Consider the following 17,699-nt stretch of genomic DNA (forward strand, 5'->3'; position numbering starts at 1 on the left):
TCATGCCCGACAAGATCATGACCGTATCTCGCCGAGTGCCCGTCTACTGGGTGGTGCTCGTCGTTGCAGTGGTCGCCCTGGTGTGGATCGCCGTTGAGGCGTTCATCCCTGGGGTGACTGACCAGGTGACGACCGCTGCCGAGACTGTGGCGGGGTCGGCCGCGACTGTGGTGACCGCGATCGGCGCGATCATCGCCGCAGTGCTGGCGCTGCGGAACCGCCTAGACGACGAGCCGCCAGGCGACGACGGGTAAGAGTCCGGCCCGTAGCACACGATCAAAGCCGATGCGCCCCGTCTCCCGATCGGGAGACGGGGCGCATTCGGTGCGTTGATGAGCGTCGCTCACATGAGGCGAAGCCGGTCATTCATCATTGGATCTGATCTGACCACGCTGGAGAACTGGCAGCAACACTGGGCGTCCGAAGACACGCGATGTTGCGCTCGAGATGCCCTCGCGAAGATACGGAAACAGCGTCATCATCCCGACCTCGGTGGCGAACAGTTCAAGCAACTCAGGAGCCGGGGTAAGTCCGCTGTTCAATTCGTACTCGGCTGCAACAACTGCCTTAGCTTCACCGGACGCCGAGGTGAGCTCCACTTGTGCTCGGACCCCGAACAGGTTCTCACCAGCCCGTGTCTGGTAACGCAGGGTTACATCTGCTTCCTCTGGAACGTCAGGATCAACCGCTTTGACATTGCTGTGGAGCTTAGCGGAAAGCTCGTGGAACTGAATGCCGGCGAGGTCAGACCGCTGGATCAGCTCTCTGAGCTGAGACTGCTCTTCAGGTGAAAGTTCCGACATCAGCGGTCACGCCATCAGGCTGAAATCGACTTGCTTCGAGTCCTGACTGAGGGTCGCGATCTCCGACCATTGTTCACGCGCCCCCCGGGCAGAAGCGAGTGTGGAGCTCGACGCGGCAGGCAACTTCACCTCTGACCAGGGGCGCTCGGGAGAGTCCTGGAGTGACCGGCCATGGTCAGGTTCGACGCTAATGGTCAACAGTGCCCCGACCGCATTTGCATACGCTCGCACGGTCTCAAGGTTGAGCTCGGCGTCGTAGCGTTCGATGTCGGAGACACGCTGTTGCGTAACACCGAGAACCTCAGCGACGTGTCGCTGCTTCATGCCAGAATCCACTCGCTGTTTCACGAGCTTCGCGTGCATCTCCCGGGTCGCCCGAGACAGCACTTTGGCACGGGCTCGGACGATACCGGGAGCAGACAAGTGCTCCCACCCCCCAAAATCGGTGGAGGCGGCATGTGAGGCGTTCGCTGCAGACGCAGAGGTGGTGGCTGGCATGTAGCAGAGCATAGACCGCGCGGACCCCGTTTACAACATCAAGGTTGTATCCACGATCGAAGCACTCAGAGGTAGCCGCGATAGACCTCGACGGCATCGTCGATGGCTGCCTGGGCAGCCTGGACGCCCGGCTTCACGTGGCGATGCAACGAGAGGAGCAGAGCAGGCTCACGGCTCGGCTCTGCGTGGTAGAACCTGACATGCCTGCTCATGAAAGTGAGACGAAGCTCGTAGACCTCGGGGTGCGTGTGGATAGGCTTGATGGACTCGCCCGGATCGTCCGACGACTCCCAAAGGAGTCCTTGCTCCGAGGCCTCGAAGAGGTCATCAATCTCCCCCAGGAGCTGCTCGCGAGCGAATGGGATGAGCGAAGCCATCCAGGCCTCCAGCTCCTGAACGGCAGGGTGACCAGGATCGTGTACCTCTCGCCACACATACGGCGCATTCCACGGGCAACAACAGCGTGAGTCACTCCCGCTCCTACGATCCATAACACTGAATACTAACTGTGAAAGGCCTCACATAGAACTTGGGATTCCGCGGCTTGATCTGAACGGCAATCACCATGAGCTCTGGATCTCCTCGATCTGGCGTTCGAGTTCCTCGGCTTCCGGGGACCCGGGTTCTGCCTGATCCCACTCGTCCCAGAGACGTTGCTCTTCCTTGATGAGCTCGAGCTGGTCGTAGGTCATGGGCTCGCCGGCGGGCCAGCCGGGGGCGTACTCGGCGATCTCCTCGACCGGGACGAGATCCTCAGCGGCTGCGTCCTGAGTGTCTTCGGCAGGCTCCTCGGTGTCCTCGGTCTGCCATTCCTCGGGGACGCTTTCCATGAATTCGCGGTCCCAGCGCTCCTGGCACTCTTCAATGGTTTCGTCGTCCTCGCAGCCGAGGAACTCCCGGTTGAGAGGGCTGTCGTCTTCAACTTCTTCGGGCAAGTCGCCGTCCATCAGCTGGCGGAAGGTGCCGCCCATGGCGAAGACGGCCGAGTAGAGGACGAGGTCCTCGAACCACTCGGGGAACTCGTCGTCGGGGAGGTGGCCGTACTCGTCATCGAGCTCGGTGTAGACCTCTTCGATGTCGACCTCGGCGGCCGCAGTCTCTTCCTCGGCTGCCTGGCCGTCCATGTTGAAGAGGATGGTGGCGGCTTCGTTCTCGCGCTCGATCAGCTCGTCGGGCCGCTCGGCTTCGTCCGGCTGCTCGTCCCCGGGTTCATCGTCGGCTGCCGGTTCTGCTTCGGCGGCCTCGGTGGTGGTCTCGGGTGTTTCGGGTTCGGCGTCGTCGTTGGCGCTGCAGGCGCTCAGCAGCAGTGCAAGGGCTGCCAGAGCGGCGACGTACTTGGATGCGGGGTTCAAGGGAACGGTCCTCTCGGTGCGAACGGGAGAGCACTCCGGTGCGAGTGCAGTTTCAGACTATGGCGTGTCAGCGCGAACGGAAAGCACTGATCAGGCAACTTCGGCGGGCATCAGCTCCTGTCTGTGCGGTGGCGGCGGATGCCCGTGGGGCGGCCGAGCTGGTCGCGGCGTCCCACCAACTACGCTCGGCCGCAGCGTCGAAGCTCCGAACGCGGCCCGCCGCATGGCTCCATCGGGGACAGCAGCGTATCGCTGCGTCGTGGTCGCGGAGGCGTGGCCGAGCAGCTCCTGCACGGCACGGATGTCCCGGGTCTCCGCGTAGGCGCGGGAAGCGAACCGATGCCGCAGCGTGTGCCCAGTCCAGGAGTCCCCCAGCACCTCAGACAGCAGCTCGGAGACACGCTTCGGGGAAAGGTGACCATCGATCCGCCCCGGAAAGGCGTAGCCGCCATGCTCGTGACAGTAGCGCTTCAGCACCAGTGCCAGGTCCTGGGTCAGCGGGATGACTCGGTCCTTCTGCCCCTTCCCGTGGGCGATCAGAGACCACCCGTCGACGTCAACGAAGATGTCGGACTCGTGGATCCTCGCGATCTCGCACGCCCGCATTCCGGCAAACGCGGCGCACATGATCATGACCCGCTCGCGTTCGCCGGCGTGGTTGAGGGCGTCCTGGACGACGCCGTCGGGCGCGGGGCGCGGTCGGACGGTCTTGGCGCGGGATGGGGGGAGGCCGGCGGCGGGATCGGTGTCGCAGCGCCCTGTGGCGCGGGCCCATGCGTAGAAGGATCGGAAGGCTGCACGGTGGCCGCGGAGGGTGTCGGAGTCCCAGTTCTGCGTGGCGATCCAGCGGACGAGTGTCTCGTTGTCGAGTTCCCAGGGTGTGAGGTGTGGGAATGCTCGGCCGAGGCGGCGGACCTGTGAGCCCCTCAGCTTCACGGTCGACTCGGCGCGTCCGGCGACTTTGAGCCATGACTGCCACTCGGTGATTGCGTTGTTCCAGGCGAGAGTGATGTGCTTCATTGGGCGATTTTGCCCGGCAGCCGCGATGGGAATGACGACTGAGTCTCGAAGATTACGAAGTGCAACCATGTCCAGGTCTGTCCTGGTCAGGCGGCGGCCGCGAGGCGCCGCTGCCGCCAAAGCGACAAATCTGCAGGTTCCGGGTTCGAGTCCCGGGGGGCCCACTCTGACGAGTGCAGGTCGTCGCCTCCGCGGGAAGCCCCGTCTCCAGCTGGAGACGGGGCTTCCCGCGTCTGCGCCGGGGCCATGTCGACTCGGGCCGTCGCCGTGCGCAGGGCCCGGGCTCACACGGGATTCATGTCCTCGAGCCGGTCCAGGAAGAAGTCCACGAACTCCGTGAAGTCCCGGACGTCCCGCCGCTGGTCCAGCGTGACCTCGGGCAGCTCGTCGAAGCTCACGCGACCCCGGACGTCCAGGACCACGCGGTGACCGGTGGACAGGGCGATGGTCACAGACGCCCGCTCGACGTCGCCCTCAGCGGCCATGCCCGCCAGGTTCGTCATGTTCACCGGCAGGGGCACCGTCGGCGTCGCGTCGTCCGCCGGATCCGCGGCCGCCCCGGTGATCCGTGGCATCGCTTCGGCGAGATCCACCGGGCACAGCACGATCTCAGTGGGCTGGCGCCGGTAGCCGACCAACAGGTGCTCGGCCATGCTCACGGCGTCCTGGACCGAGTCGGCGCTCTCCCCGGGAAGGACGGCACGAGCATCATTCGCCTCGAGATTGGCGGCGTAGAGGATGTTGTAGGAGCCGAAGTTCATCACCGAGACGTCGAAGGTACCGCGCAGGGCCGCGACCAGGCGCTGCTCCTGCTCTCCGCGGTTCGGCTGCTCCACCATGGCGGCCAGTCTACGGACCACGGCGGACCGCGCCCAGGACCCTACACACCGTTTCCCCCACCGCCGCGTCCCGCAGGCCGACGATCGACAGGCCCACGATCGATAGGCTGGGAGGTGCTCCACGGCGACCCGAGGACATCTCGAGCCCGTCCGAGGAGACGCCCGTACTGCGCCGCCGCCGGCGGCACCCCCACGTCGAAAGGTTCCCTGCATGGCACAGCGACTAGCACCTGGTGACGCAGCACCCGAGTTCACCCTGCCCGCGGTCGGCGGAGGCACCGTCAGCCTCGGCGACCTCCGCGGACAGAAGGTCATCGTCTACTTCTACCCGAAGGCCTCCACCCCGGGCTGCACCAAGGAGGCCTGCGACTTCCGTGACTCGCTGGCGTCGCTGCAGTCCTCCGGATACGCCGTGCTCGGCCTCTCCCCCGACCCGGTCTCCGCACTGGAGAAGTTCACCGCGAACGAGTCGCTGAACTTCCCGCTGCTCAGCGATGAGGACCACCAGGTCGCGGAGGCCTACGGCGCCTGGGGCGAGAAGAAGAACTACGGCCGCGTGACCGAAGGGCTGATCCGCTCGACGATCGTCGTCGACGAGGACGGCGCGGTGGAGCTCGCCCAGTACAACGTGAAGGCCACCGGCCACGTGGCACGGCTGCGCGACAAGCTCGGGGCCTGAGACGCCGCACCGCGCTGGCGTGAGCCGCACCGCCGGCCCGGCGGGGCGGCTCTTGTAGACTGATGGGCCGCGGCCGCCACAGTCTCGACGGCGCGCCGCGGCATCGGCGGGCGTGGCGGAATTGGTAGACGCGCTGGATTTAGGTTCCAGTGTCTTTGACGTGGGGGTTCAAGTCCCCCCGCCCGCACTCACTCGGTCCGGGGGCGCCGTCGTCCGCCGACGAGCACCCCGGCCACCACCAGCACGGCCCCGACCAGCTCCAGCCCTGCCGGTCGCTCCCCCAGCAGCGCCCAGGCGGCGACGAGGCCCACCACCGGCACCAGCATCGAGTAGGGCGCCACCGTCCCGGCCGGATGCCGCCTCAGCAGCCAGACCCACACCACCGGCGCCAGCAGCGAACCGACCAGCACCGTATAGGTCAGTCCCGCCCACGCGGGGACCGCCTGCCAGGAGATCGAAGCGGCCAGGGCGTCTCGGATCTCCTCAGGCCCTTCGACCACGAGGGACAGTCCCAGCAATGGGACAGGGGGCACCACGGCCATCCATAGCACCAGGGCCAGGGGATCCTCGGCCTGAGCCCGCCGGGAGGCCAGGGTGCCCGCAGCCCAGCCCACCGCACCGAGCAGGACGAGAAGGAACGGTGCCCACTCTCCGCCGCCACCGCCGCGCGCCCAACCGGCCAGCGCCAGGCCCCCCAGCGCCAGACCGGCACCGGCGGCGGCGCTGCCGCTCATCGGCTCGCGCAGCAGGATCACCCCGAGCACCAGGGTCAACGGGGCCGCGCAGGTGAGCACCAGCGAGGCGACGCCCGCGGGGAGTCCCGCCGCCATGCCGAGATACAGTCCCACGAACTGCACAGTGCCGGTGCCCAGCCCGAAGCCCAGCAGGTGCCGGAGCCGCACCCCCGGCCACGGGACGAAGATCACCGCGGGAAGCGCCAGCAGCAGGAAGCGCGCTCCGGCGAGGAACAACGGCGGGAAGTGCTCCAGGGAGATGTGGATGGCGATGACGTTCAGTCCCCAGCACAGCGAGGCCAGGACAGCGAGAGCACGGTGGGTCAGGGTCACGGCTCCATCCTCGAAGCCTCGACCCCTCAGGTCTATCTAATACTTCTTACGCGATCATTTAGGCTGACTGAATGGAGATCCGTCACCTGGAACTGCTGCGCGAGCTCTCCGCACGGGGCAGCCTCGCAGCCGTCGCACGCGCCACCCACCGCACCCCCGCCGCACTGTCCCAACAGCTGCGCACGGCCGAGCGGGACCTGGGGGTGAAGCTGGTCGAACCGGTCTCCCGAGGGATCCGCCTCACCTCTGCCGGTCAGCTCCTCGCCGACGGCGCCGGCGACATCCTGCACCGCCTAGCGGCCCTGCGGGCTCAGCTCGACGCCGCCACCGGGGAGCCCCGCGGCACCGTCGCCGTGCAGGCTCTCCCCAGTGCCGGCGCCGCGTTGCTTCCGGACCTCGTGCAGAGGTTCTCCGAGACCGCCATCACCGTCGAGCTCAGTGACTTCCTGTCCATGGACCGCTTCGCAGACTTCGCTCGGGACGCGGACGTCGTGGTCGGTCACCGGACTGTGCCGCAGCAGGACGACGCCTCCGACCTCATCACGACCGTGCTGGCTCGGGAGCCTCTGGACATCGCACTGCCGAGCGACCACCCCCTGGCAGCCGAGGAGCATCTGCATCCCCGCCAGCTCGTGGACCTTCCGTGGATCGGGGTGCCCACCGGCTACCCCTTCGATGCCGTCCCTGCGGCAGTCGAGCAGGCCACGGGGCGGGCGGTCCACCGAGCAGTGCGCCTGCGGGACAACCACCTCGTGGAGGCTCTGGTGGCCCGTGGAGCGGGAGTGGGCGTCCTGCCGCGGTTCTCCTCCCGCATCGGCCCGGGAGTGACTCTCCGACCCCTGCGCGGCGTCCCGGCCGAACGGACCATCATCGCCCTGAGCCGACCGGAGAGGCATGCCCGCCAGGCGGTGCGCACCGTGCTGGCGGAGCTCGAGAGGATCGGACGACGACTGACTCCCCCGCGCTGACTCCCCCGCACCGACCGGCCCCTCCCGGGCGCTTCAGGCTGTGCATTTCAGGCCGTGCGCGCGGAGATGCGGCGCCTGCATCGTGCCGGCGTCCGACCGCACAGGCGGTAGCATTGTCAGGTCCGTCCGCGACTGTCACGAGGAGACCTGCCCGCATGGCCGAAGAGCTGAACCGCCGGCAGATGCTGGGAGCATCGACGGCGGCGGCCGCCGCCGGGCTGTTCCTCGGGCCGACCGCCGCCTCACCCGCGGCCTCAGCATCGTCGACGGCGCCCTCCCACGACGACGCCTCCCGGGATGAGCGTCGTGACCGCACCGCCGTCATCGCAGGGGTGTCGGCCGTCACCTCCCTGGATCCGTCGCTCGCCGTCGACACGGAGACCGAACGGGTCTGCCGGCAGGTGTACGAGGGCCTGCTGGGCGTGGACCAGGAGACCGGCGCCACCGAGCCGCTGCTGGCCCGTGACGTGGATGTCGACGAGGCCGGGCTCGTCCACCGTTTCACCCTGCGTGAGGGAGTCCTCTTCCACGACGATACGGCCCTTGACGCCGACGCCGTGGTCGCCAACGTGGAGCGGTGGGGGCGGCTTCCCGAGCTGCATGGCTCCGGCAATCTCCGCCGCACCGCAACCCTGCCGTTCGAGGCCATCTTCGGCGGCTACCTGGGAGACGAGGACTGCGTCCTGGAATCGGTCGAGGCCGAGGATCCGTCCACGGTGGTCCTCACGTTGAGCGAGCCGATCGTGTTCCTCCACCAGGCACTGACCCTGCCCGCCTTCGGGATCGTCTCTCCTGCAGTCCTCTCCGACGATGACCCGGGCCTGGTGGCCCGCTCCCCGGTGGGGACCGGAGCCTACCGCGTGATGGAGACCCATGAGGGGGACGTCACCTTGGAGGCCTTCCCCGACTACTGGAACGGCCCGGTCACGGCCTCCGCCGAGGAGACTCCGGACGGTCCGGCCCCCGAGCGCGTGGAGATCCGCGCCATCCCTCGGTCCTTCGATCGGCTGCGGGATCTGCAGCGGGGCCAGGTCGACGTCTATGACTACATCACCGCGGACAATCTGCGCCCGCTGGTGCAGTCCGGGCGCCTGATCCTGCAGCGTGATCCGTTCTCCGTGCTCTATCTGGGGTTCAACCTGGCCCATCCCGTGATGGAGGACCATCGGGTCCGCGAGGCCGCTGCGCGGGCGATCAACCGCTCCGACCTGGTGAGCGAGCACTTCCTGGAGGGGACGCGCCCGGCGCACCAGTTCACCCCGGCTGCCCTGGGCGTGCATTCCGAGACCGCGGAACGGTACGGCCGTGACCTCCAGGAGGCCCAGGATCTCCTGGACGACGCCGGCTATGACGGGGAGCCGCTGCGCTTCTACTATCCGATGACCGCGACCCGCAGCTACCTTCCCCGCCCCGAGGCCGTCTACGCCTCGCTGGCCCGCGATCTCACCCAGGCCGGCTTCGTGATCGAGCCCCGCCCCGTCCCCTGGGACGCCGGCTACCTGGAGGAGCTCCTCGAGGACGACGACCGAGCGATGCACCTGCTGGGGCGCAACGGAGGCTACCGGTCCCCGCACTCCTTCTTCGGTCCGCTGTTCCAACGCTCCTCCCGAGAGTTCGGCTATGACTCCGACGACGTCCAGGACCTGCTGCACCAGGCGCGTTCCGAGACGGACGATGAGCAGCGCGCGACGCTCTACCGCGAGGTGGCCGACGTCGTGGCCGAGGACCTTCCCGCGCTCCCGCTGGTGCATCCGATCTCCGGTCTCGCCCTGGGACGACGCGTGGCCGACTACCCCATGTCTCCGGTGCTGTTCGAGCCTTTCCGGCAGATCCGCATGAGCTGAGCTGATCCGTCCGTCACACTGCCCGCCCAGATTTCATGGCTCGAGTTCCCCGGCGGTAAAGTCTCCTCGGAGCCCGTCCGAGTTCAGCCGCCCCCGGTGCACCGGCTGACCTGCGTGGCCAGCACCCGGCTGGCCCACCCCCACCCGCCGGACAACCTCAAGGAGAGTTCTGTGGCCACGTCAACGTCGACCAGCGCGGACAAACGGTTCGATGTCATTCTCATCGGAGGTGGCATCATGTCCACCACCCTGGGGAGCATCCTCCAGGAGCTCGAGCCGAACTGGTCGATCGCCCTGTACGAGACTCTCGACCAGTCGGGTCAGGAGTCTTCGGACCCCTGGAACAACGCCGGCACCGGCCACGCCGCACTGTGCGAGCTGAACTACACCCCGCGCGACGCCGACGGCAGCATCTCCCTGACCAAGGCCCGCGGCATCAACGAGCAGTACCAGGTCTCCCGGCAGCTGTGGTCCCACTGGGTGGAGTCCGGCACGCTGGGCTCGCCACGGACCTTCATCAATGCCCTGCCGCACATCAGCTTCGTCTGGGGCGAGGACAACGCCCGCTACCTCAAGGACCGCTACGAAGCCATGAAGGCCGAGCCGCTGTTCTCAGACATCGAGCACACCGAGGACCTCGACGAGATCGCCTCCTGGGCCCCGCTGCTCGCCGAGGGCCGCGATCCCCAACAGCGCGTGGCGGCGTCGAAGATCGACTCCGGCACCGACGTCGACTTCGGCTCGCTCACCCGGCAGCTGGCCAACCACCTCAACGAGGCCGGTGCGGAGGTCCGCTACGGCCACGAGGTCACCTCCATCTCCCGCGGCTCCGACGGCCGGTGGCAGCTGAAGGTGCGCAACTCGGCCTCCGGAGAGAAGTTCACCGCCACGGCGCGGTTCGTGTTCGTGGGCGCAGGCGGCGGGGCGCTGAGCCTGCTGCAGTCCTCCGGCATCCCAGAGATCAAGGGCTTCGGCGGCTTCCCCGTCTCGGGCAAGTTCCTGCGCAGCACAGACTCCGCCGTCGCCGACCGGCACCACGCCAAGGTCTACGGGCTGGCCTCGGTGGGCGCCCCGCCGATGTCGGTGCCGCACCTGGACACCCGGTTCGTGGAGGGACGCCGCACGCTGATGTTCGGCCCCTACGCCGGGTTCTCCACCAACTTCCTGAAGAACGGCTCCATCACCGACCTTCCGTTCTCGGTGCGTCCGCACAACCTGCTGCCCATGATGCAGGTGGGCGCGGCCAACACCGATCTGGTGACCTACCTGGTGAAGGAGGTCTCCAAGTCCGCGAAGAAGAAGATCGAGACCCTGCGGGACTTCTACCCTGAGGCCGAGACGGACTCTTGGGAGCTGATCACCGCCGGCCAGCGTGTCCAGGTGATGAAGAAGAACGGTCAGGGCAAGGGTGTGCTGCAGTTCGGCACGGAGCTGGTGGCCGGCGCCGACGGCACGATCGCCGGCCTGCTGGGCGCCTCTCCAGGCGCCTCCACCGCGCCCTCCATCATGCTCAAGCTGCTCGAGCGTTGCTTCCCCGCCCAGGTGGAGTCCTGGAAGCCGCGGCTGCAGGACATGGTCCCCTCCTACGGGCGTCTCCTCAGCGAGGACCCCGCCCTGCTCTCCGAGGTCACCGCCGCGACGAACCGTTCGCTGCAGCTGGAGAACTGAGCTCGCCCGCGCGCCATCGGAGGCCGCCATGGACCGGTGTCCTGTCTGAGAGAGGCTGACGTGTCCCGACTCCTGCATCCCGCACCCGAGACCTGGCGCACCCCGTCGGGTCTCACGGCGCACCTGTGGCGTCGGCCCTTCGCCGACAGGGCACCGGTGCTTCTGGTGCACGGCTATGCGTCGAACGTGCTCTACAACTGGGTCAAGACGGGCTGGCTGGATCCGTTGGCCGCCCAGGGCCGCAGCGTGCTCGCCGTGGATCTCCCCGGGCATGGTTCCTCGGCCGACGTCGACCCGACCCGTCTGAGCGTGCAGGACCTGCTCGACGACCTCCACGGACTCAGCGCCGAGATGGTGGCCGATGAACCCTCGGGCGACGCCATCGCGGTCCACGGCTATTCCCTGGGGTCACGGCTGGCCTGGCAGCTCGCGGCCGCTCACCCGGAGCTCGTGGCCTCGTTGATCGTCGGCGGCGCCCCGGCCGCCGATCGACTGACCGGGCTCGACGCTGAGGCGGCGCGCCGGTGGGCCCGCGACGGCGTCGTCCCCCAGGATCCGCTGACGCGATCGGTGGTGACCGTCGCCGCCGCCATGCCCGACCAGAATCTTCCGCATGTGGTGGAGCTGCTCCTCGCGGTCGCCCGGACACCCTTCGACCCCGCAGCAACCGTGCCTGCCGCACCGACCCTGGTGGTGGCCGGTGCCCGGGACGAGATCGCCGCCGGCTCGGCACGTCTGGCAGAGCTGGTGGTCGCCGCGGGGCACCCGGCACGTCTTGTCGAGGTCCCCGGTCGCGACCACGTCAACGTGCTCACCTCACGGATCTACAAGGACGCTGTGCTCGACGCGCTCCCCTGAGAGCCGTCCGGGCGGGGCCCGGCATGGCGGCGCATGCCGCCCCGCAGCCGCTGGCCACGGCGCAGGGCCACGAGGGCTGGGGCGGCAGCACCGGCGATGACGACGACGGAGCTGAAGACCCCAGCACCTGCCTCTGCGAGAAGCCCCGCGGTGATCAGCCCGACCACCAGTCCGATGAGCAGAGAGCCGGCCACGCTGCTGAGAGTCGAGACGAGCTCGGCCGTCGGAGCCCGTCGAGCGACCACCCGGTAGACCTCCACCAGCAGGACGCCGGCAGAGGCTCCGAGCATCAGGTAGAGCCCGACCGCCGCGCTGGCCCGCAGCAGCGTCCCCACCCAGGGGCCGCCCTCGGCCGGCCCCACGGCGAGCAGCGCCGTCAGCAGCCCCGCCGTCAGCAGCAGCAGCAGCGCGAAGAGCCGGCGCCGCCGCAGGACGTCGAGGGCACGCAGGCGCCGAGGCAGGCGCCGGGAGCTGAGCATCGCCGCTGCGGCGCACAGTCCCAGGAGGAGGCCCAGGGCCTCCGGACGGTGGGACTGGGAGGAGAGGACCAGAGCCGAGATCGCGGAGCCGCCGATCGCCACACCGAGCCCCAGGCTGACGAGGAGAGCTCCGACGACGCTGGGGCCGGCCCCTGCACGACGAGGCTGCACAGCCCGGGTCGGGTCCCCAGGCCGTTCCGGACACATCCCCCGGGCCTCGGCCACCATCTGCTGGCCGTGCTCCACCGCCGGCCATGGCACGCGCAGCGGCTCCAGAGGTCCCTCGGGGACCTCCGCCGAGCCCCCCGCCGCAGTCCTGCCCGCATCCCCAGGGTCGGAGAGCGGGTCCGCCACAGGGTCCATGGCGTAGGCAGGGACTGCGAGCGCTCCCAGCAGCGCCGCCATCATGAGCCCGGCCCCTGGCCCCAGCCTGCCGCTGAGCAGCGCCGCGAGCACCGGAGCCAGCACCAGCAGCAGCTCGTCCACGGCCGCTTCGCGGCGCATCCAGGCGCCGAGCCCGACACCGAGGTCAGGGCGGTGATGATGGAGGTGCCACCCGCGGGCCCGGCTCATCGCACTGGCCGATGGGGCGGTCAGTCCGGCCCCGAGGGCGAAGATCACGGCGACGGAGATCACCAGGGAAGAGGGACCGTCCGCCGCATCCGTCGCGACCGGGGTGGACCCGGCGGCGGTCAGCTGGAGGCGAGGCAGCACCGCCAGGACGAGGACGAGCAGGATGACGTGCGCTCCAGCGGTGGCGAGCAGCACAGGCCGTTGACCGTGGCGGTCAGCGGCTGCGCCGGCGATCGGCACCGACAGGGCCAGGCCGATCAGGGCGAAGCTGGTCATCAGCGCGGCCGTCATCGGAGAGCCGGTGCCCGCCGCGGCCAAGAGCATCCCGGCCGGAAGCAGGGCCGCCGGTGCCCGCGCGGCGACACCGAGCCACTCGACCGGCCCCGGACTACGCATCCATGCCTCCCAGTCTCGAGAGCACCTCCGTCCCGGCCTCAGGCCCGTCGTCCGCCGGACCTCCCACCGGGTGTTCCGGGGAGTCTATGGCACCGGGGAGCACCATCCGCGCAGTGGAGCCGGTGCGCCGCCGGATGACGCGCAGCTGGGTGGGGATCGCCCGGTGCATCTCCGTGACATGACTGACCATCCCCACCCGGCGCCCCTCTCCCTGGAGCCGGTGCAGGGCCACCATCACGTGGTCGAGGCTCTCTTCGTCCAGAGAACCGAAGCCCTCATCGATGAACAGGCTCTCGAGGCCGATCCCGCCGGCCTCCGATTGGACGACCTCGGCGAGCCCCAGCGCCATGGCCAGGGATGCCATGAAGGTCTCGCCTCCGGACAGGGAGGAGGTGGGGCGCTGGTGGTCGCTGTGCTCATCGTGGACCTTCAGCTCCAGCCCGTGGCGGCGGCCCGGCCCCTCGGCGTCGTCATGGAGGAGACGGTAGCGACCTTCGGACATGGTCTGCAGGTGCCGGGTGGCAGCCGCAGCCACCTTCTCGAGGCGGGCAGCCAGGACGTAGCTGGTCAGCGTCATCCGCCGGGGGTTGTCCGGCCCGCCTCCACCGAGCGTCTCCGCCAGCTCGGCGAGACGCCGGTGCTCGATCAGCTCGGAGTCCCGTGAGGCGAGAGCCGCACGGAGCCTCTCGGCGGCCTCGGCCACGGCGTCCCGACGGTCGGCGGCCCGGTCCCGCGCCGTCCGCTCAGCGTCGCGCCGCGTCGACGTCGCCTTCGCCTCCTCGACCGCTTCGGTGACCGCATCTTCTGCGGGGGTCGTCGGCTCGCGGCGACGGACTTCCCGCGCCGCGGAGATGTCCTCGGACTCCTCGGCGAGCGCCAGACGTCCGGCCTGTCGGTCCCACTCCTCCACCTGCTGGTGGTGCTGCCGCCGCAGCGCAGGGTCCAGGATCGCGCCGTCCAGCGCCTCCCGCGTGCCCAGCCCAGAGTCCACCAGCTGTCGGTGCGCCTCGCTGTGGGCCTCCTGCGCCGTCTTCTGGGCCGATCGCCAGGCCTCGATTCCCTCGGAGGCGGACCGGCACGTCTGGTGCAGGATGTCGAGAGCGTCCAACCGAGCGGCGACGCTGCTGTAGGAGCCGCGCAGTCGGCCGAGCATCTCATCACGGTCTGCGAGCTCCGCGGTGAGCCGTTCGACCTCCTGGGCGGCGTGCCCGACCGCGAGCCCGGCCGCTTCGTGGAGACGCCGCTGCTCGGCCAAGTCCTCCCGCAGCGCCGTCCTGGAAGCCTCGCGCCGGCGCTGATCGCGCCACGCCTGGTCCGCGGCGTCCCGCCTGCGCCGCGCGTCGGCGAAGGAGGCCTCCGCCTCATCACGACGCACGGCGGTGCCGCCCTCCCCGAGGGACTGCTCCGGTGCGGCCGCCCGGATCTCGGCCTCGGCCGCGGCCAGACGGTCCTCGATCTCCGTCATGCTCGCTTCGGCCGCCTCCAGGAGGGACTCTGAGCGGGCGCGCTCCCGGGCGGCCTCGTGCACCCGGGCGGTCGCCGCCTCCACGTCCTCCTCACTCGCCGTCTCCTCACTCGCCGTCTCCTCACTCGCCGGCTCGTCGTGGGGACCCGGCTCGGGGACGCTGTCGCCGCCCGGCTGCCCGGCCTCCGTCTCCGTGCTCGGCAGGGCGGCCGTGCGGCGCATGGCCGGCGCGGCTGCCGCGGGGTGCTCGGTGGCTCCGCAGACCAGGCACGGGACGCCGGGACGCAGATCGGCGGCCAGTCGCCGCGCCACCGCCTGGAGATGATCCGCCAGCAGCTCCCGACGCCGGGACTCCGCCATCTGCTCCGCCTGCTCCGCACGGTGGGCCGCCTCCTGCGCCTGGCGGACGGCGGCCCGCCGGCCCTCCAGCTGGTCCACCAGCTCCACCCGTCGCCGGGTGAGCTCCATGAGGTTCTCGCACGCGGCGCGATGGGAGTCCAGCTCCTCCGCATCCTGCCACTGGGCGTTCAGCGCCGTCTCCTGCTCCTGCAGCGCGGCGATCGCCTCCTCGGCGGCCTGCCGGACGGCTCTCTGCTCGTCACGCCGGCGTTCAGCGGCGGTCAGTGCAGTCGCCGTCTGACGCCGCTGGGATTCGAGACGGGCGGCGTCCTGGTCTTCCAACCCTCCCCGTAGGGCCGTCACCTCGGCGATGAGGTCCCGCAGTGCGTCGGGGGCGGGGTCGCCGGCCTCGGTGGTCAGTGTCGAGGCGGCCGTGGACGACGCGTCGACGTCGTCTTGATCGGCCAGCCGGTCCCGCAGGTCGCGGAGCTGATCCAACGACCTGCGCCGTACGTCTTCGGTGTGCTCCGCGAGCTGCTGAGCGTGTTGGAACCACCGGCGCACTTCGGTGGCCTTCTGGTGCTGCTCCAGCTGGTCACGGATCTGGTCCACCGCCTCGCGCCGGGCCTCATGGTCGGCCTGGCGCTGCTCATGGTCGCTCAGCAGAGTCAGCAGACGACGGCGGCGCTGCAGGTCCGCAGCCCGCTCGGAGGCGCTCTCCGCGGCCGCTGAGGCCAGCTCGACGCGCTGCTCGAGATCCCGGGACATCCACGCCCCCAGCAGTCGGACGGCTTCCTCGAGGTCTTCGGGCGGCACGCTGGTGAAGCGGGCGAGTTCCGCTCCCAGCACCGGCTCGAGCATGGACTCGGCCTGTGCCCGCACGGTGGCTGCGGTCACCTCCACCCGATGCTCAGCCTCCACGATGCGTTGGCGCAGAGTCTTGGCACGATCGCTGAGCTCAGCTTCGAGACGCTGGTAGAGGTTGGTGTCGAAGAGCTTCTGCAGCAGCTTCTGCTTCTCCGTACTGGTCGCATGGAGGAAGTGTGCGAACTCTCCCTGCGGCAGCAGGATGACCTTGGTGAACTGGTGGCGGTCCAGCGGCAGGATGTCCTGGATCTCCTGGGAGGCGGCTTGGACGCCGCTGGTCACCTCGCGCCACAGAGCACCGTCGTGGACCTTCAGTACGACTGTCTGGTTCTGGGCGACGAATCCGGACTTCGCCCGGCGGCTGGGCCGTCGGTGCGGCGGGGTGCGGCGGATCAGCCACCGTCGGTCTGCCTGGGTGAACTCGAGCTCGACCGCCGGCTCGCGCTCCGGCGGCGCATGGTGGCTGTGGAGCCCATTGACGTCACGCTGGCCGGGGACGTCGCCGTAGAGGGCGAAGGTGATGGCGTCCAGCACCGTCGTCTTGCCGGATCCCGTCCGTCCGTGGAGGAGGAACAGGCCGTCGGCGCTCAACGCGTCGAAGTCGATCTCCTCGGTGCCCGGGAACGGGCCGAAGGCCGTCAGGGTCAGTCGGTGGAGCCTCATGGCTGAATCTCCTTCCCCGGTGCAGCGGTCCCGCTGCGGGCGAGCTCCCTCCGCACCGCCGCCACGGCGTCGTCGAGGATCTCCCGTTCCTGTCCATCGGCCCCGCGACCCCGCACGTGCTCCAGGAACGACTCCACCACCTGCCCCGGCGTCTCGGCCCGGTGCATCGCCTCGGCATAGGTCAGGGCCGCACCCTGACGCTCCGGAGGCCGATGCACGAACGTCGCCAGATACGGATAGGCCTCCTGGGTCCGTTGGAAGGCGCGTTCGGGGCGCTGCGGGTCGGTGACGGTGACCTGGACGAAGTCTTCCCGATGGCGGCGGACCATCTCCTCGTCGAGGATCTCCTCCAAGGGCCCGCTCAGCTGGGCGAGTCCCCGCCCGATGGCCCAGTCCACCGCGGTGATCGCCTCCCAGTCCGCGCTGTCCCACAGCCAGGCCCCCTTGGCCTGGCGCGACTCGGAGAAGGAGTAGCGCAGCGGAGAACCGCTGTATCTGACCCGCGGGGCCAGCCTCTGGCGGCCGTGGAGGTGCCCCAGGGCCGTGTAGTCGAACTCGTCGAAGAGCTCGAGCGGCACCACGGCCAGCCCTCCGGAGCTCTCCTCGGAGTGCTCCACGGGCTCCCCGGCTGGCGCTTCCACGCCGATCACCCGTTCTGAATCCGATCCCACTCCCCGGGCGGCGAACAGGTGCGCCATGAGCACGGTCCTCACCGGCCCTGACTCCGTCAGCTCCCGTCGGCGACGCTCGACGTCCTGACGGATACGTGCGATGACCTCGGTCATCACCGCCGTGTGGGTGGCGCGCCGCAACTCGAGCCGGGAGCTGACGAGCTGAGGCTCCAGATACGGCACGCCGTAGACGAGCACGGTCTCGGATCCGTCCTCGAGCACCACCGGGGACCAGGCGTCGTCGAGCGCGGTGCGCAGATGCACACCTGAGGCCGCCATCAGTCCCCGGCCGAAGCCCAGCCGCTGGGCGGAGTCATGGTTGCCGGAGGTGATGATCACCGTGGTCCCGGCCTCGGCGAGACGCAGCAGGCAACGCTCCAGCATGCTGACCGCCCACTCGGGAGGCAGGGCCCGGTCGTAGACGTCGCCGGCCACGAGCAGCACGTCCACGCTGTGCTCCTCCACGGTGCGGCAGACGGTGTCCAGCATCTCCTGCTGCGCGTCGTGCAGCGAAGTGCCGTGGAATCCGCGTCCCAGGTGCCAGTCGGAGGTGTGGAGCCATCGCATGCCACCACGGTATCCGCACGGTGTGACCCGTCCGCCGCACGGCGCGCAGCAGCTCGCCGGCACAGGGTCGCCAGCGCAGGGTC

16 protein-coding genes and 1 tRNA gene are annotated in these 17,699 nt (G+C 69.4%); 7 read left to right on the forward strand and 10 right to left on the reverse strand.

The annotated features are described in order from the left end of the window. The first annotated feature begins 2 nt into the window (after nt 1-2). On the forward strand, nt 3-254 hold the full coding sequence (locus Q7C18_RS07490) for a hypothetical protein (RefSeq protein WP_311024832.1): 252 nt from the start codon (nt 3-5) through the stop codon (nt 252-254). Nucleotides 255-362: 108 nt separating this feature from the next. Here Q7C18_RS07490 and Q7C18_RS07495 read toward each other — a convergent pair whose 3' ends face one another. The 6 genes from Q7C18_RS07495 to Q7C18_RS07520 form a co-directional block, all read right to left on the reverse strand. Then, a complete protein-coding gene (locus Q7C18_RS07495) occupies nt 363-803 on the reverse strand; it encodes a hypothetical protein (protein ID WP_311024833.1) in 441 nt (146 codons plus the stop codon). 6 nt (nt 804-809) lie between these two features. Further along, a complete protein-coding gene (locus Q7C18_RS07500) occupies nt 810-1,301 on the reverse strand; it encodes a helix-turn-helix transcriptional regulator (protein ID WP_311024834.1) in 492 nt (163 codons plus the stop codon). 65 nt (nt 1,302-1,366) lie between these two features. Further along, nucleotides 1,367-1,678: a hypothetical protein gene (locus tag Q7C18_RS07505; RefSeq protein WP_311024835.1), complete on the reverse strand. Its 312-nt coding sequence runs from the start codon at nt 1,676-1,678 to the stop codon at nt 1,367-1,369. Between the two features lie 183 nt (nt 1,679-1,861). Continuing rightward, nucleotides 1,862-2,653, reverse strand: a complete 792-nt coding sequence (locus Q7C18_RS07510; protein ID WP_311024836.1) for a hypothetical protein — start codon at nt 2,651-2,653, stop codon at nt 1,862-1,864. A 90-nt stretch (nt 2,654-2,743) separates the two neighbouring features. Next, nucleotides 2,744-3,673 carry a tyrosine-type recombinase/integrase gene (locus tag Q7C18_RS07515; RefSeq protein WP_311024837.1) on the reverse strand — a complete coding sequence of 310 codons (930 nt, stop codon included), beginning with the start codon at nt 3,671-3,673 and terminating at the stop codon, nt 2,744-2,746. A 284-nt stretch (nt 3,674-3,957) separates the two neighbouring features. Continuing rightward, nucleotides 3,958-4,512: a hypothetical protein gene (locus Q7C18_RS07520; RefSeq protein WP_311024838.1), complete on the reverse strand. Its 555-nt coding sequence runs from the start codon at nt 4,510-4,512 to the stop codon at nt 3,958-3,960. 211 nt (nt 4,513-4,723) lie between these two features. Here Q7C18_RS07520 and bcp point away from each other — a divergent pair, with 211 nt between their 5' ends. Continuing rightward, nucleotides 4,724-5,191 (forward strand): thioredoxin-dependent thiol peroxidase, encoded by a 468-nt coding sequence (gene bcp / locus Q7C18_RS07525; RefSeq protein ID WP_311024839.1) that lies wholly within the window; start codon nt 4,724-4,726, stop codon nt 5,189-5,191. A 106-nt stretch (nt 5,192-5,297) separates the two neighbouring features. Continuing rightward, a tRNA-Leu gene (locus Q7C18_RS07530) sits at nt 5,298-5,378 on the forward strand. Between the two features lies 1 nt (nt 5,379). Here the strand turns inward: Q7C18_RS07530 and Q7C18_RS07535 are convergent. Then, complete coding sequence (locus Q7C18_RS07535; protein WP_311024840.1) at nt 5,380-6,258, reverse strand: EamA family transporter; 879 nt, start codon at nt 6,256-6,258, stop codon at nt 5,380-5,382. Between the two features lie 71 nt (nt 6,259-6,329). On the opposite strand from Q7C18_RS07535, the gene Q7C18_RS07540 reads away from it, so the two are divergent. The 4 genes from Q7C18_RS07540 (at nt 6,330) to Q7C18_RS07555 (ending at nt 11,596) form a co-directional block, all read left to right on the forward strand. Beyond that, nucleotides 6,330-7,226: a LysR family transcriptional regulator gene (locus Q7C18_RS07540; RefSeq protein ID WP_311024841.1), complete on the forward strand. Its 897-nt coding sequence runs from the start codon at nt 6,330-6,332 to the stop codon at nt 7,224-7,226. 155 nt (nt 7,227-7,381) lie between these two features. Next, nucleotides 7,382-9,070: an ABC transporter substrate-binding protein gene (locus Q7C18_RS07545; RefSeq protein ID WP_070160490.1), complete on the forward strand. Its 1,689-nt coding sequence runs from the start codon at nt 7,382-7,384 to the stop codon at nt 9,068-9,070. A 171-nt stretch (nt 9,071-9,241) separates the two neighbouring features. Further along, nucleotides 9,242-10,738: a malate:quinone oxidoreductase gene (locus tag Q7C18_RS07550; RefSeq protein WP_311024842.1), complete on the forward strand. Its 1,497-nt coding sequence runs from the start codon at nt 9,242-9,244 to the stop codon at nt 10,736-10,738. Nucleotides 10,739-10,798: 60 nt separating this feature from the next. Next, a complete protein-coding gene (locus Q7C18_RS07555) occupies nt 10,799-11,596 on the forward strand; it encodes an alpha/beta fold hydrolase (RefSeq protein WP_311024843.1) in 798 nt (265 codons plus the stop codon). On the opposite strand, the gene Q7C18_RS07560 is transcribed toward Q7C18_RS07555, so the two are convergent. From Q7C18_RS07560 to Q7C18_RS07570, 3 genes are read right to left on the reverse strand one after another with little or no spacing between them, the layout of a single operon-like run. Continuing rightward, nucleotides 11,563-13,044 (reverse strand): hypothetical protein, encoded by a 1,482-nt coding sequence (locus tag Q7C18_RS07560; protein ID WP_311024844.1) that lies wholly within the window; start codon nt 13,042-13,044, stop codon nt 11,563-11,565. The two genes, Q7C18_RS07555 and Q7C18_RS07560, sit on opposite strands and share 34 nt — an antisense overlap. After that, a complete protein-coding gene (locus Q7C18_RS07565; RefSeq protein WP_311024845.1) occupies nt 13,037-16,378 on the reverse strand; it encodes an SMC family ATPase in 3,342 nt (1,113 codons plus the stop codon). Before Q7C18_RS07565 ends, Q7C18_RS07560 begins: the two co-directional genes overlap by 8 nt. Beyond that, the gene (locus tag Q7C18_RS07570; RefSeq protein ID WP_070162077.1) at nt 16,375-17,616 is read right to left on the reverse strand and encodes an exonuclease SbcCD subunit D; all 1,242 of its coding nucleotides are present in this window, start codon (nt 17,614-17,616) and stop codon (nt 16,375-16,377) included. Before Q7C18_RS07570 ends, Q7C18_RS07565 begins: the two co-directional genes overlap by 4 nt. Nucleotides 17,617-17,699 lie beyond the last annotated feature (83 nt).

This window comes from Nesterenkonia sp. CL21 (assembly GCF_031705515.1).
Lineage (GTDB): Bacteria > Actinomycetota > Actinomycetes > Actinomycetales > Micrococcaceae > Nesterenkonia > Nesterenkonia aethiopica.

What these genes read in the sequence shown, in the direction of transcription:
- Q7C18_RS07545 (WP_070160490.1), top strand. Translation starts at nt 7,382, where the DNA reads ATGGCCGAAGAGCTGAACCGCCGGCAGATGCTGGGAGCATCGACGGCG.
- bcp (WP_311024839.1), top strand. Translation starts at nt 4,724, where the DNA reads ATGGCACAGCGACTAGCACCTGGTGACGCAGCACCCGAGTTCACCCTG.
- Q7C18_RS07515 (WP_311024837.1), bottom strand. Translation starts at nt 3,673, where the DNA reads ATGAAGCACATCACTCTCGCCTGGAACAACGCAATCACCGAGTGGCAG.
- Q7C18_RS07540 (WP_311024841.1), top strand. Translation starts at nt 6,330, where the DNA reads ATGGAGATCCGTCACCTGGAACTGCTGCGCGAGCTCTCCGCACGGGGC.
- Q7C18_RS07490 (WP_311024832.1), top strand. Translation starts at nt 3, where the DNA reads ATGCCCGACAAGATCATGACCGTATCTCGCCGAGTGCCCGTCTACTGG.
- Q7C18_RS07520 (WP_311024838.1), bottom strand. Translation starts at nt 4,512, where the DNA reads ATGGTGGAGCAGCCGAACCGCGGAGAGCAGGAGCAGCGCCTGGTCGCG.
- Q7C18_RS07560 (WP_311024844.1), bottom strand. Translation starts at nt 13,044, where the DNA reads ATGCGTAGTCCGGGGCCGGTCGAGTGGCTCGGTGTCGCCGCGCGGGCA.
- Q7C18_RS07505 (WP_311024835.1), bottom strand. Translation starts at nt 1,678, where the DNA reads ATGGCTTCGCTCATCCCATTCGCTCGCGAGCAGCTCCTGGGGGAGATT.
- Q7C18_RS07565 (WP_311024845.1), bottom strand. Translation starts at nt 16,378, where the DNA reads ATGAGGCTCCACCGACTGACCCTGACGGCCTTCGGCCCGTTCCCGGGC.
- Q7C18_RS07570 (WP_070162077.1), bottom strand. Translation starts at nt 17,616, where the DNA reads ATGCGATGGCTCCACACCTCCGACTGGCACCTGGGACGCGGATTCCAC.
- Q7C18_RS07495 (WP_311024833.1), bottom strand. Translation starts at nt 803, where the DNA reads ATGTCGGAACTTTCACCTGAAGAGCAGTCTCAGCTCAGAGAGCTGATC.
- Q7C18_RS07500 (WP_311024834.1), bottom strand. Translation starts at nt 1,301, where the DNA reads ATGCCAGCCACCACCTCTGCGTCTGCAGCGAACGCCTCACATGCCGCC.